This is a genomic window from Microbacterium sp. K35, from assembly GCF_004794375.1.
Lineage (GTDB): Bacteria > Actinomycetota > Actinomycetes > Actinomycetales > Microbacteriaceae > Microbacterium > Microbacterium sufflavum.
On sequence record NZ_SSDM01000309.1, the window covers coordinates 1 to 12,650 of the forward strand.

A 12,650-nucleotide genomic window follows, 5' to 3' on the forward strand; every position below is an offset into this window, starting at 1 on the left:
GCGGGCGCGGGGGCCGGAGCGGGGGCCGGTGCCGGAGCGGGCGCGGGGGCCGGAGCCGGGGCCGGTGCGGGAGCCACCGCATCGCCGAGCACGGAGATCGCGTTGTCCACGACCGTGATCGGCGCCGTGATGGGCGCCACCGCCTGGGTGCCGGAGAGCAGTCCGTCGTCTCCGGATGTCTCGGCCGCATTGGCGGCCGTCGCGCCGAGCAGGGTGATCCCGCCGGCGAGGAGCGCGCCCCACAGGGCTCGCTTCGCGTAAGTACGCATGATGGTTCTCCTGACATGACTGGGGTGTCTGATGGGTGCACGCGATGAGGTGCGCGCGCAGCACGGCATCTGCCATCCGCGGGGATGGCGCGACGGTCAGTCAGTCAGGAGAGACGTCGGTGTCGGCGACGGGCGAGCCGGGAAGGGCATCGTCCGAGGCGCCGGCAACCCGCTCCCAGGCACGGAGCGGGAGCACGCCGTCGTCGCCGAGGCGAGCGTGGGCGTACGGGGTGCCTCCGCCGGAGGTGGCGGAGGAAGACGGGGCGGCGGGGGCACCGGGTGGTGCGTTGCCGGGCACGGGGGTGTGATCGCCCGCGGCAGGGTCGGCGGGAGGCGCGGCCCCCTCGGCGCGTTCGTCGGAGGCGCCGGAGATCGCGGCGGACACGCCGGGCGTCGTCGCGCCGGGCAGCGCGGACGCGGGCGCGGACGCAGAGGTGAGAGCCACCGCGGCGGCGGGGAGCGATCCGTCGCTCACCGGCGGAATTCCGGGCTGGAGGCCGTCGATCACGGGCGGCACGGTCTCGTCGACGGTGCCGCCGATCACGCCGGTCACGTCATCGACCACGCCCACCACCTCGGTCACGAGGTCGGACGCGCCGGAGTCGACGACGATCCCGCCGACGATCGGAAGGCGGCCGACGGCGTCGAGGATCGGTGCGGTCACGCGCGAGATGGGCGAGTCCGCGAGGAGGTCGGTGGTGGTGTCGACGACCGACGAGGTCGCGTCCGTCACCGTGCCGAGCACGGGCGCCGCGACCGACCCCACGACCGGCACGCTCTCGACCGTCTCCGTGACCGTCTCGACGACGGCGGGCGCGGCCTGCACGGGGGCGACCGCCTGCGAGACGACGGGGGCGACCACCTGCGTCACCACCGGGGTGACCACCTGCGTGACGACGGGCGCGGCCACCTGGGTCACGACCGGGGCGACGACCTCGTTCACGACGGGTGCCGTCACGGCGGTCACCGTCTGCGTGACCGCGGTGGTCAGGGAGTCGAGCGGGCCGGGCTTCTGCTCGTCCGCGTGAGCGGATCCGCCACCGGTGAGCACCGTGAGTGCGGCCCACGCGAGCGCGCCGAGGCCACCCCAGAGAACGACGGCGGGTACGCCGCGTCGGGTCGCTCGAGCGCTCACGTCGTCCTCCCCCTCTGAAGGCAACGCCATATCGATACGGGTGTGTCGATGGGGAGCAGAATACTCGCGGGGTCCCACCCTGTCCAGGCCCATTTACAACCGCGACGGGTGGTGTCAGATCGTGACGCGCCCGGCGGATTTCCGGCTTGACTTTCCCCAAGTTCTACACATGTCACTCCAGCAGGGGAAACCTTCAACGCGCGATTTAAGCTCGTTTCCATCCACAGGGTGGGGAAACGAGAAATCCCAGGTCAAGCGTCATAAAAAAGTTCTTCTTCACCACACTCCACCGGGTTATCCACACCCGTTCTGCACAGACACTCCGCGTTTCTCCGCACGCTCTCCACATGGTTATCCACAGGCTGTGTTGCACCGTGTGGAGACCGCTCATAGCGTGGTCGAGCGACCGAATGTCGGGGGCCCCTGTTTGTCTGGAAACGGCCGCCGCGCGGGCGTGGAACCACCGACGACCACTCGTCATCCGCTGTCGGAGTTCCGCATCGGAACCGTCGCATCGAAGGGAACACTGTGTCGATCGCCGACATCTCGGAGGAGCGCCTGGGAGGGCAGCGTCCGCCCGAGCGCACCCCGCCGCACGACCTCCTCGCCGAGCAGAGCGCCCTGGGCGGCATGCTGCTGTCGAAGGACGCGGTGGCCGACGTGATCGAGACCCTCAAGGGCGCCGACTTCTACATCCCGAAGCACGAGCTGATCTTCGAGGCGATCCTGTCGCTCTACTCGCACGGCGAGCCGACCGACGTGGTCGCCGTCACCGACGAGCTCATCAAGACGGGCGAGCTGAGCAAGGCCGGCGGCGCCGACTACCTGCACACGCTCACCTCGATCGTGCCGACTGCGGCGAACGCCGGCTACTACGCGGGCATCGTGTCGGAGCGGGCCATCCTCCGCCGGCTGGTCGACGCGGGCACCCGCATCGTGCAGCTCGGCTACGACGGCCAGGGCGACGCGACCGACATCGTCAACAACGCGCAGGCCGAGATCTACTCCGTCACCGGTTCGGAGACCGCCGAGGACTACGTGCCGCTGACGGTCGCGGTCGACGCGGCGGTCGAGGAGATCGAGGCGGCGAACGGCCGCGACGGCTCCATGACGGGCATCCCGACCGGGTTCCGTGAGCTCGACGAGCTGACCAACGGCCTGCACGGCGGCCAGATGATCGTCGTCGCCGCCCGACCGGCCATGGGAAAGTCGACGCTCGCGCTCGACTTCGCGCGCGCCGCCTCCATCGGCCACGACTTCCCCTCCATCTTCTTCTCGCTCGAGATGGGCAAGAGCGAGATCGCGATGCGTCTGCTCAGCGCCGAGGGAGCCATCCCGCTGCAGAACATGCGCAAGGGAACGCTCGACCCGCGCGACTGGACCACGGTCGCCGCGACCCGCGGCCGCATCAACGACGCGCCCCTCTACATCGACGACAGCCCGAACATGACGCTCGTCGAGATCCGCGCCAAGTGCCGGCGGCTCAAGCAGCGTGCCGGGCTGCGCATGGTCATCATCGACTACCTGCAGCTGATGACCTCGGGCAAGCGCGTCGAGTCCCGTCAGCAGGAGGTCTCGGAGTTCTCGCGAAGCCTCAAGCTCATCGCCAAGGAACTGCAGGTGCCGGTGATCGCGCTGTCGCAGCTGAACCGTGGTCCCGAGCAGCGGCAGGACAAGAAGCCCGCCATCAGCGACCTGCGTGAGTCGGGCTCGATCGAGCAGGACGCCGACATGGTGATCCTGCTGCACCGCGACTCCGTGTACGACAAGGACGTGCGTCCGGGTGAGGCCGACCTGATCGTGGCCAAGCACCGTAACGGCCCGACGGCCACCATCACGGTCGCGTTCCAGGGCCACTACTCCCGCTTCGCCGACATGGCCCCCGGCGGCGACTTCAACTGATCTGCGCACGGACCGCCGGTCGCCCGGACCCGTCGCGCTGGCGCGGGCGGGCGCATCCTGACAAGCTGACGGGATGAACCGCACCCGCGCCATCGTCGCCGTCGTCGCGGGGGTGGCGGTCGCCGGTGTCGCGGCCCTCGCCGTCCCGGCTGTCGTCTCCGCCGTCTCCGCGCCCTCCGAGACGTTCACGCACGCGCCGGCACCGGCCCCCGCCGCGGTCGACGAGTCGGAGTCCGCACCGGGCGAGGGCGACCTGGTCGATCTCGGCGACGGCGTCTCCGTGCCCGCGGGCGGTCCGGGGGAGTGCACCACGAACTCGCTCATCAACATCGTCGCCCAGGACGGAGAGGCGCCGCATGCGAAGCTGCTCGGCGACCTCGTCGAGATGGGGGCGTCCGACCTCGCGAACGGCACCCCCGTGCTCGGCGACGACGGGAAGGTCTTCGCCTACGAGGTCGCCCCGGGCGACAGCCTGATCGCGATCGGCCAGCGGTTCTGCATCGACTACGTCACCGTCTCGATGTACAACCACGTCGACGGCATGACCGTGCACCCGGGCGACGTGCTGATCCTCCGACCCGACCCCGCCCTCCCGTGGATCGACCAGTACGGGCCGTTCCGGGCGGAGGCCGGCACCTCCACCATCCCCTACGCCAACGCGTTCATCGAGTTCTCGAACGCGATCGCCGCGGGCGACCTGGGCGCGGCGCGCGTCGTGTGGCAGCGCCTCGGCCCCGACGTCTCGCCGGAGGGGCAGGCCGTGGTCACGCAGGCCCTCGCCGACGAGGACTGGGACGTGCTGCACCAGCTCTTCCCCTGACCTCGCGCCACAGGCCCTTGTGGCTCCCGCCCCGGCGGGTGTAAGACGGAGCCAGTCGAAGTGGACTGGGGTTCGACATGGGGACGTGGACGCGCGCACGGCGTCGTGCGCTGGCGGTGGTCGGAGCGACCGTGATGCTGGTCGGCGCGCTCGTGCCCGCCGTCGCCTCCGCCGCCGACGAGACCTTCACGATCGTGGTGCTGCCCGACACACAGGGCTACACCGTGTCGAGCACGTACGAGCAGACGATGGCCGCGCAGACGCAGTGGATCGTCGACTCCCGCGCGCAGCTCAACACGAAGTTCGTGATCCAGGTGGGCGACCTCGTCGAGTCGTGGCCGAACGTGAACCACTGGGAGCGCGCGAGCCGGTACATGAAGACGCTCGACGACGCGGGCGTGCCGAACTCGGTGCTGCCGGGCAACCACGACCTCGACATCACGACCGGCGAGTCGAGCACGTACGACAGCTACTTCCCGCCGAGCCGGTACTCCGCCGCCTCGTGGAACAGCCCGACGGTGTCGTACGGCGGATACCTGGGGCAGAACCAGTTCGGGCCCGACGGCATCGACCGCAAGAACAAGGACAGCTACAGCCTGCTCACGGTCGGCGACACGAAGCTGCTGCTGCTGAGCCTCGAGTTCGAGTCGCCCGCCTACACCCTCGCGTGGGCCCAGCGCGTGCTCGACGCCCACCCCGACCGCAAGGTCATCCTCGCCACGCACGGCTTCATCAACACGGGCGGCACGCGCGCCACGCACGTCATCCGCACCGACGTCACCCCTGTGTCCGCGGTGACGCTGTGGAACGACTTCGTGGCGCAGAACTGCTCCATCTTCCTTGTCGTCAACGGCCACTGGCACGACGGCGACATCGGCGAGGCGCGGCGCACCGACCCGAACTCCTGCGGCACGCCCGTGCACCAGATCCTGTCGAACTACCAGAGCCGCGCGAACGGGGGCAACGGCTGGCTGCGGTACTACACGTTCGATCCCGCCGCGGGCACGGTCGACGCCTTCACCTATTCGCCGACCCTCCAGCAGTACGAGACCGACGCCGGGAGCCGCTTCACCCTCCCGGTCGACCTGGAACCCGGCACGGACGAGGTGCTGCTCGCGGGCGGGTCGACGTGGAAGTGGCGCAACTCGACGCAGGCGTGGCCGACGGGGTGGACGACCCTCGGCTTCGATGATTCCGGGTGGGGTTCGGGGAGGGCCCCACTCGGATGGGGCACCGGCGCCGTCACCTCGATCGACCTCGGGCCGCCGAGCACCAACCGCGCGCGCGCGATGCTCTTCCGCACCACCGTGACCCTCGCCGACATCGACGAGCTCAGTGGCGTGACCGTGAGCACCCGGGCCGACGACGGGGTGGCGGTGTGGGTCAACGGCACGCTGCTGGGCACCTCGCACCTGCAGTCGCCCGCGCCGACCAGCGCGACCTATGCCGACGCGGTGCGCTCGACGAGTGTCGCGACCGCCGACCCCGCCGTGTTCGCGGTGCCGTCCGGACTGCTGCGCGAGGGGGCGAACGTGATCGCCGCCTCGGCCCACGTGAACTACCGCGGCACGCCGGACAGCACGTTCGACCTGGTGATGACCGCACGCCGCACGACCGTCGACCCCCCGCAGGACCCTCCGGGCGCCCCCGCGGCCACCGCGACCGCCACGTCTCCCACGAGCGTGGACATCGCGTGGTCGCCGGGCCCCGGAGGTGCGGTGAGCGGTGTGGAGGTGTCGCGCCCTGGAATGACGACGCTCACGGGGACAGGGGCGACGGGGGTGGTGACGGACGCGGCGGCACCGGCGGGGAGTGCGGTGTCGTACGCGGTGGTCGCGATCGGGCCGGACGGTGCGCGGTCCGCCGCGACCACGGTCTCCGTCACCACACCTCCCGCGGCGACGCCCGTGCCGGTCACGCTCGTGCGCAGCGACGCCGCCTGGCGCTTCCGCTACGCGGCCGGAGCCTGGCCGACCGGATGGACGGGCGTCGCCTTCGACGACACGGCGTGGGGGCAGGGCGCCGCACCGCTGGGCTTCGGCAGCGGCATCACGACCGTCGTCGACGTGCCACCCCCCACCACGCAGCGCCCCATCAGCATGCTGTTCCGCACGTCGTTCACCGTCACCGACCCCGCGAAGCTCTCCGAGCTGGTGCTCACGGCGCGCGCGGACGACGGGGCGGTGGTGACGGTCAACGGCGTCGAGGTCGGCCGGCTCCGCATGCCGGCGACGGCCGTCACCTCGACCACGTACGCCACCGCGGCGCCGAACACGGCCGCCGCGGTCGCCTCACCGCTCGTGATCCCGATCCCCGCGTCGTCGCTGCGCGCCGGCGTCAACGTGATCGCCGTGTCGACGCATCTGAACTACCGCTCGACTCCCGGCGTCTCGTTCGTCGCGACGCTGGAGGGCAAGACCCTTCCCTGAGCCGCGTGCTCGCGCAGGGCGAGGTGCACGCGACAGGAATGCGCGTCGGTGAACGGCAGCACGCGATCGATCACGACCGGTCCGCCCGCGCGCTCCAGCAGTGAGCGCAGCAGCTCCTCGTGCACGCGGCAGGCGACCGGTCCGTCGTCGGCGAGCAGGGCGTGGAAGCGGCACGGTGCGAGCTCGATCGTCAGCGCCTCCTCGTCGACCTCGGGCTCCAGCCCCACCTCGTCCAGGTGGTGGTAGAGCGCGTCGAGCTGGTGCGTCGCGTCGGTCGGCAGGGTGGACTCGGTCGCCGGGAGCACCGCGCGCATGAGATCGCCGTGCCGGATCGCCTCACGCAGATGCCGCTCCGCGACCTCGTTGCGATCGGTCGCTGTCACCACCGCGAAGCGCAGCCGGGGTCGTCCACGGCGGCCGGTGTGCTCGACCTCGGAGCGCACGTGCCCCTCCTTCTCGAGGATCCGGAGGTGATCGCGGAGGGTGTTGACGTGCAGGCCGGTGATGGCGGACAACTCGGCGAGACCGATCCCCGGGGTGTCGAGCAGGGCGTCGAGGACCCGTAGGCGACTCGACTGGGCAAGACCGCGGTAGGCGTCGATAGGACGTGGCATGTTACCTATTATCCGCGCAGGTCGGAGAACCGACGAATTGCACGGCCCGCGTCTGCGCAGGCTCCCGGCCGCCTGGGTAGCGTGGGGCCATGACCGGCGGGCGTCTGACCACAGCACTGCGACTGCTGCTGCCCGCGTTCCTGCTCGGCGCGATGGTCGCCATCTCGTTCCTCGAGGCGCCGCTCAAGTTCCTGGCGCCGGGCGTGACCATCCCGATCGGACTCGGCATCGGGCGCCTGGTCTTCACCGCGCTCAACGTGCTCGCGGGTGTCGTGCTCCTCGTGCTGACGGTCGTCACGGTGCGGGCGCGCGCCGGGCGCACCGTCGGGGTGCTGCTCACCGCGATCTGGGTCGTGTTCGCCGTCGAGGTCGCGGTGATCCGTCCCGTGCTCAACCGCCGCAGTGATCTGGTGATCGCGGGGTCTGCCGCTCCCGGGACCGACGGGGCGCACTATGCCTACATCGCGGCCGACACGGTCCTGGTCGTGCTGCTCGTGGCGCTCACGATCGTCACCGTGCGCTCGGTGCTGCCCGATCCTGCGGCGACGCCGGCTCCAGGAGCGTCCGTGCGCAGTCCCGGGCCACGAGGAACGGACCGTTGAACGTCCCCATCCCGACCGTGACGATCGCCCCTTCGTAGAGCAGCATCATCGCCTCGGCACGCCGGTCCGGATGGTCGAAGCCCGCCTCGGCGAGCAGCTCGTGGAACACCGACAGCAGCCACGTCTTCTGCCGCGACGCCTCGGCGAGCACGAGGCGCTCGTCGTCTCCGCCGTCGATCTCCGCACGGGCGTTGATCGCGCTGCACCCCTTGGGGCTGTTCTCGTCGGACCAGGTGATGGCGGCGTCGAACACGGCGAGCACGCGGTCGACGCCCGGTTCCGGCACGCGGGCGAGATGCGCGGCGACGTGATCGCGCCAGCGGGCGTCTCGGTGCTGGAGGTAGGAGACGACGAGCGCCTCCTTCGAGCCGAACCGGTCGTACAGCGTCTTCTTCGTCACTCCGGCGGCCGCCGCGATGGTGTCGACGCCGACGGTGTGGATCCCCCGTTCGTAGAACAGCCGGGACGCGGCGTCGAGCACGCGCTGTGCTCCCGGGGTCAGGGGGACGAGTTGCGGGGTCTCCTGGGGCATGACACGAGTATACCGCCCTGTATAGTCAGGATCATGAGTAAACAGATCGGTATACTTCACGGGGCGTTGACCGTCGCCGCCGCCGTCGCCTTCGTCGCCACGTGGAGCTCGGGTTTCGTGATCGCCGCCTTCGCCACGGCCGATACCTCCGCCCTCACCCTTCTCGTCTGGCGGTTCGTCCTCCTCGCGATCGTGCTGCTCCTTCTCGTCGGCGCGACCCGGGCGGCACGGGGTGTCACGCCGCGCGAACTCGGCGTCCAGGCCGCGATCGGGTTGTTCGCGCAGTTCGGCTACTGCGCCGCCGTGTGGGGCGCCGTCGCGGCCGGCATCGCCACCGGGACGGTCGCCCTCATCGACGCCGTGCAGCCGCTCGTCGTCGCCGCCCTGGTCGGCCCCCTCCTCGGCCTGCGCGTGCGCGGCGCCCAGTGGGCGGGGCTCGGGGTGGGTGCCATCGGCGTGGCCCTCGTCGTGCACTCCCAGCTCGGCTCCGCCGCGGCCACTCCCGCGGCCTACCTGCTGCCCCTGGCGGCGATGGTGTGCCTCGTGATCGGCACGTTCCTGCAGCGGCGGTCGTCCGCGCACACGGGGGTCCTCGTGACCCTCGCCGTGCAGGTCACCGTCACGGCCGTCGTGCTGCTCGTGATCGCCCTGCTCGCCGGAGCGCTCGTCCCTCCGGCCACGGCGGGGTTCTGGACCTCGGTCGCGCTCGCCGCCGTGTTCCCGACGCTCGGCGCCTACGGCCTGTACTGGTGGCTGCTGCGTCGCGTGGGCATCACCGCACTGCAGGCACTGCTGTTCCTCATCGCACCGGCCACCGCACTCGCCGGGGCACTGCTGCTGGGCGAGCCGTTGACCGTGCTCACCGCCGCCGGCTTCGTCCTGTGCGCCGGGGGTGTGACGCTCGTGCTCGCGGGCGAGCGGGAGGCGCGGACCGAGGGGGCGGAGGCTCAGGGCCGGACGCGCACCGCCCGGCCCTCGAACGCGACCACGTCGCCATCGTGCAGTTGACGACCACGGCGGCGGTCGACCTCACCGTTCACGGTCACGAAGCCGTCGATGATGACCTCCTTCGCGTCGCCGCCCGAATCGAGCAGACCGGCGAACTTGAGGAACTGGCCGAGGCGGATGACCTCACCGCCGATGGAGACCTCGTCGATCGGATCGGAGTTCGTCATGCCTGCATCGTATCGGCCGCCCGCCGCGTCTCAGTCGTCGAGGTCCGTGCCGACCACGGCGAAGGAGGCATCGAACTCGATGTCGACCGAGCGGTTGTCCGCCGTGAGCACGGAGGCGTCGTAGGGGCTCACATCGTCGACGTCGAGGTCGGTGATCATGCCGTCGGCCTCCGCGAGCGCGGCCTCGACCAGCGCCCGGATGGTCTCGTCGTCGAGCGTGAGCGTCGGCCCCGTGTCGTCGTCGTCCGCCTTCTCGGTCGCCACGACGGACGCCTTCAGGTCGTCGTCCACGCGCACGTCGCTCTCGTCGCCCGTGGCCGTGGTCAGCTGCACCTCCCACGTGCCGTCGCGCTTCGCGTCGATCGAGGTCACCTCGCCGTCCGCGGCTCCACGCGCCGCCTCGGCGATGTCGAGCAGCTCGTCGATCGAGGCCGTGCCGATACCGGTCACCGGTCCACCCGCACCGGCCGGCCGGTCGTCGCGGTCGCCCTCGCGCGGACCGTCGTCGTCGCGGGGGCCGTGGTCGCCGTCGCGGTGGTCGCCGTGGCGCGGTCCCTCCATCGACGGGTGGTCGTCGTCGCCGAACTCATCGCCGATCGCCGCGCCGACAGCCACCCCGCCACCCGCGAGCAGCACGGCCGCGGCGATGCCACCGCCGATGAGCAGGGCGCGCTTGCGTCCGGGCTTCGCCGGGGGAGTCGCCTCGCCTGCGGGCGCCGTGGAAGCGGGGGCGGGCTGGGCGGCGGCGGGCTGCTCCGGGGTGCCGGGCTGCTCCGGGGTGGGGTTCTCGGGGGTGGGGTTCTTGTCGTCCATGTCCCGATGGTCTCCCGGGGGCGCTGAAGCCACCCTGAAGCGTCCTGAAGCGCTCTTCAGGAATGCCGTGCGGCGTCTCAGTCCGCCGAGGGCAGGGTCACGACGAACCGCGCCCCGCCCCATCGCGAGTCGTCCACCGTGACGGTGCCGTGCGCCGCGGTCGCGATGCTGCGGGCGATCGCCAAGCCCAGACCGCTGCCGCCCGCATCACGGCTGCGCGCCTCGTCGAGTCGCACGAACCGCTCGAAGATCCGCTCCCGCTCGGCCGCCGGCACGCCCGACCCGTCGTCCTCCACGGTCAGGAACACGTGCTGCTGCACCGTGGTGACCCCGATCGCCAGACGACCGCGGGCGTGGCGGGCGGCGTTGTCGGCGAGGTTGCGCACGAGCTGCGCGAGCAGCCGGGGGTCGCCCGACACCCGGGCGGCGCCGATGCCCGACCCGTCCACGTCGAACCCCGCCGCGCGCAGGCGTCGTACCTCGGTGAGGGCGATGTCGTCGAGGTCCACCGGCTCCGCGGCACCCGCCACCCCCTCGTCGAGGCGGGCCAGCAGCAGCAGCGACTCGACGATGCCCTGCAGGCGCAGGCCCTCCTCCGACACCACGTCGGCGAGCTCGCGGATGCTCGTGACCTCGGGGTGCGACTGTGCCAGCTCGGCGTGCTGACGGATGGTCGCGAGCGGCGACCGCAGCTCGTGCGAGGCGTCGGACACGAAGCGGCGCTGGGCGGTCGCGGCGGCGTCGAGCCGGTCGAGCATGCCGTTCATCGTGGTCGCGAGGGACGCGATCTCGTCGCCCGTGTCGGGCACGGGCACGCGGCGGTCGAGGCGCTCCGCCGTAATGCCGTCGACCTCCGTGCGGATGCGCGAGACCGGACGCAGGGCCCGCCCCGTGACGAGCCAGGTGGTCGCGGCGACGAGCACCAGCAGGGCGGGGACGGCGACGGCCAACAGCGTCGCGACCGTGGCGAGCGTCTCCGCGTCGTCCTCCATCGGCACCGCCAGCACCAGGCTCTCACCGTCGTCGAGGTCGTCCGACACGACCACCATCCGCTCGCCGTCGATCACGAAGCTGCGCGGGTCGTCATGCACGGGCAGCGACCCCGATCCGAGGAGCTCCTGCGCCTCCTCGCTCGCGCGACGCACGGTCCCGTCGCGTCCGATCAGCTGCACGATGTCGTCGTCGAGCAGCTCGGGACCGGGGCGCCCCGGACCCTCGAAGCGCTGCACCAGCTCCTCCAGGCGCTGCTCGGCGGCGCGCTCCCTGGCGCCGTGGATGCTCGCGCTGAGCACGCCGTAGAAGGAGAAGGCGCCGATCAGCAGGGCCACCGCCACGACCACCGTCGCGCCGAGCGTCGTCCGGCCGCGCACCGAACGGAGGAACCGGCTAGCCACCGTCGGCCGCCAGCCGGTAGCCCGCCCCGCGGATGGTCTCGATGGCCGCGCGCCCGAACGGCTTGTCCACCTTGCGCCGCAGATGGCCGACGTACACCTCGACGATGTTCGGGTCGCCGTCGAAGTCGTCGTCCCAGACCCCCGCGATCAGGTCGCGCTTGGAGAGCACCTGGCCGCGGTGCCGCATCAGGTGCTCGAGCACCGCGAACTCCCTGGCCGTGAGGCTGATCGGCGTGTCGCCGCGCCATACGTGATGCGCCGCGGGATCCAGGCGCAGATCCCCGGCCTCCAGCACGGTCGGACGGGCAACGGCCCCGCGGCGCACCAGGGCCCGCAGCCGTGCGACCAGGATCGCGAACGAGAACGGCTTCGTGACGTAGTCGTCGGCGCCGGTCTCGAGGGCCTCGACCTGATCCCACTCGCCGTCCTTCGCGGTGAGCATGAGCACGGGCGTCCAGTTCTCCTCCGCCCGCAGCGCCTCGCACACCTTCCAGCCGCTCATGCCGGGCATCATCAGGTCGAGCACGATCGCGTCGTACCGCGTCTCCCGTGCCCGCCACAGTCCGTCGACCCCGTTGTGTGCCACGTCGACCGCGAAGCCCTCGGCCTCGAGCCCCCGACGCACGCCCTCCGCCAGGCGCACCTCGTCGTCCACCACCAGGATCCGCATCACCCCAGTGTGGCGGCTCGACGCTGAATCGCCGCTGAAGCGCGGCGTGCAGCGGGGTCAGGCGAGTGCGGCCTGCACCCGCCGGATCACCGCGCCGAGGTCGCCCGCGGCCAGCAGCCCGGGGCCGAGCGGTCCGGCGGTGTCGGTGCCGAGGAGGGGCAGGGAGCGCAGGGCCGAAGCTGCGGCGGGGGAGAGGAGGGCGAGCTGCTGCGTCACCTCCCGGTCGCGGGCGCGGGGGTCGTCGGGATGCGCGAGCCCCACGGCGACCGCGGCATACGCGGCCGCCGTGGGGCTC

12 protein-coding genes and 2 pseudogenes are annotated in these 12,650 nt (G+C 71.6%); 5 read left to right on the plus strand and 9 right to left on the minus strand.

The features are described 5' to 3' along the window. Nucleotides 1-269 (minus strand): annotated as a pseudogene (locus DW299_RS19145) (chaplin family protein); the annotation flags it as partial. Nucleotides 270-369: 100 nt separating this feature from the next. Beyond that, nucleotides 370-1,404 (minus strand): hypothetical protein, encoded by a 1,035-nt coding sequence (locus tag DW299_RS12230; protein WP_136036752.1) that lies wholly within the window; start codon nucleotides 1,402-1,404, stop codon nucleotides 370-372. 528 nt (nucleotides 1,405-1,932) lie between these two features. Here DW299_RS12230 and dnaB point away from each other — a divergent pair. The 3 genes from dnaB to DW299_RS12245 all read left to right on the plus strand — a co-directional run bounded on the left by dnaB (nucleotide 1,933) and on the right by DW299_RS12245 (nucleotide 6,555). Beyond that, the gene (gene dnaB, locus DW299_RS12235; protein WP_062637804.1) at nucleotides 1,933-3,306 is read left to right on the plus strand and encodes a replicative DNA helicase; all 1,374 of its coding nucleotides are present in this window, start codon (nucleotides 1,933-1,935) and stop codon (nucleotides 3,304-3,306) included. Between the two features lie 73 nt (nucleotides 3,307-3,379). After that, a complete protein-coding gene (locus DW299_RS12240) occupies nucleotides 3,380-4,126 on the plus strand; it encodes a LysM peptidoglycan-binding domain-containing protein (RefSeq protein ID WP_136036753.1) in 747 nt (248 codons plus the stop codon). A gap of 77 nt (nucleotides 4,127-4,203) precedes the next feature. Beyond that, nucleotides 4,204-6,555: a metallophosphoesterase gene (locus DW299_RS12245; protein WP_136036754.1), complete on the plus strand. Its 2,352-nt coding sequence runs from the start codon at nucleotides 4,204-4,206 to the stop codon at nucleotides 6,553-6,555. Here the strand turns inward: DW299_RS12245 and DW299_RS12250 are convergent. Beyond that, nucleotides 6,495-7,169 carry a winged helix-turn-helix transcriptional regulator gene (locus tag DW299_RS12250; RefSeq protein ID WP_136028494.1) on the minus strand — a complete coding sequence of 225 codons (675 nt, stop codon included), beginning with the start codon at nucleotides 7,167-7,169 and terminating at the stop codon, nucleotides 6,495-6,497. The two genes, DW299_RS12245 and DW299_RS12250, sit on opposite strands and share 61 nt — an antisense overlap. An 89-nt stretch (nucleotides 7,170-7,258) precedes the next feature. Between DW299_RS12250 and DW299_RS12255 the strand changes: the two genes are divergently transcribed. Next, nucleotides 7,259-7,771, plus strand: coding sequence for a hypothetical protein (locus tag DW299_RS12255; protein ID WP_205814390.1), 513 nt, complete (start codon nucleotides 7,259-7,261; stop codon nucleotides 7,769-7,771). Here the strand turns inward: DW299_RS12255 and DW299_RS12260 are convergent. Continuing rightward, nucleotides 7,680-8,303, minus strand: a complete 624-nt coding sequence (locus tag DW299_RS12260) for a TetR/AcrR family transcriptional regulator (RefSeq protein WP_136028493.1) — start codon at nucleotides 8,301-8,303, stop codon at nucleotides 7,680-7,682. The two genes, DW299_RS12255 and DW299_RS12260, sit on opposite strands and share 92 nt — an antisense overlap. A 33-nt stretch (nucleotides 8,304-8,336) precedes the next feature. On the opposite strand from DW299_RS12260, the gene DW299_RS12265 reads away from it, so the two are divergent. Then, on the plus strand, nucleotides 8,337-9,311 hold the full coding sequence (locus tag DW299_RS12265) for a DMT family transporter (protein WP_240745395.1): 975 nt from the start codon (nucleotides 8,337-8,339) through the stop codon (nucleotides 9,309-9,311). On the opposite strand, the gene DW299_RS12270 is transcribed toward DW299_RS12265, so the two are convergent. From DW299_RS12270 to DW299_RS12290, 5 genes and pseudogenes are all read right to left on the minus strand, one after another. After that, entirely contained in the window at nucleotides 9,251-9,478 is a 228-nt protein-coding gene (locus tag DW299_RS12270) for an RNA-binding S4 domain-containing protein (protein ID WP_136028492.1), read from the minus strand. The two genes, DW299_RS12265 and DW299_RS12270, sit on opposite strands and share 61 nt — an antisense overlap. 30 nt (nucleotides 9,479-9,508) lie before the next feature. After that, complete coding sequence (locus DW299_RS12275; protein ID WP_240745396.1) at nucleotides 9,509-10,291, minus strand: hypothetical protein; 783 nt, start codon at nucleotides 10,289-10,291, stop codon at nucleotides 9,509-9,511. A 77-nt stretch (nucleotides 10,292-10,368) separates the two neighbouring features. Continuing rightward, a complete protein-coding gene (locus tag DW299_RS12280) occupies nucleotides 10,369-11,661 on the minus strand; it encodes a sensor histidine kinase (protein ID WP_136036755.1) in 1,293 nt (430 codons plus the stop codon). 16 nt (nucleotides 11,662-11,677) lie between these two features. Further along, the gene (locus tag DW299_RS12285; protein WP_136030477.1) at nucleotides 11,678-12,355 is read right to left on the minus strand and encodes a response regulator transcription factor; all 678 of its coding nucleotides are present in this window, start codon (nucleotides 12,353-12,355) and stop codon (nucleotides 11,678-11,680) included. A 57-nt stretch (nucleotides 12,356-12,412) separates the two neighbouring features. Then, a pseudogene (locus DW299_RS12290) lies at nucleotides 12,413-12,650 on the minus strand (putative immunity protein); the annotation flags it as partial.

Bases quoted from the DNA above. Each gene is read 5' to 3' on its own strand.
- DW299_RS12240 (WP_136036753.1), top strand. From the start codon at position 3,380: ATGAACCGCACCCGCGCCATCGTCGCCGTCGTCGCGGGGGTGGCGGTC.
- DW299_RS12245 (WP_136036754.1), top strand. From the start codon at position 4,204: ATGGGGACGTGGACGCGCGCACGGCGTCGTGCGCTGGCGGTGGTCGGA.
- DW299_RS12250 (WP_136028494.1), bottom strand. From the start codon at position 7,169: ATGCCACGTCCTATCGACGCCTACCGCGGTCTTGCCCAGTCGAGTCGC.
- DW299_RS12255 (WP_205814390.1), top strand. From the start codon at position 7,259: ATGACCGGCGGGCGTCTGACCACAGCACTGCGACTGCTGCTGCCCGCG.
- DW299_RS12260 (WP_136028493.1), bottom strand. From the start codon at position 8,303: ATGCCCCAGGAGACCCCGCAACTCGTCCCCCTGACCCCGGGAGCACAG.
- DW299_RS12265 (WP_240745395.1), top strand. From the start codon at position 8,337: ATGAGTAAACAGATCGGTATACTTCACGGGGCGTTGACCGTCGCCGCC.
- DW299_RS12270 (WP_136028492.1), bottom strand. From the start codon at position 9,478: ATGACGAACTCCGATCCGATCGACGAGGTCTCCATCGGCGGTGAGGTC.
- DW299_RS12275 (WP_240745396.1), bottom strand. From the start codon at position 10,291: ATGGACGACAAGAACCCCACCCCCGAGAACCCCACCCCGGAGCAGCCC.
- DW299_RS12285 (WP_136030477.1), bottom strand. From the start codon at position 12,355: ATGCGGATCCTGGTGGTGGACGACGAGGTGCGCCTGGCGGAGGGCGTG.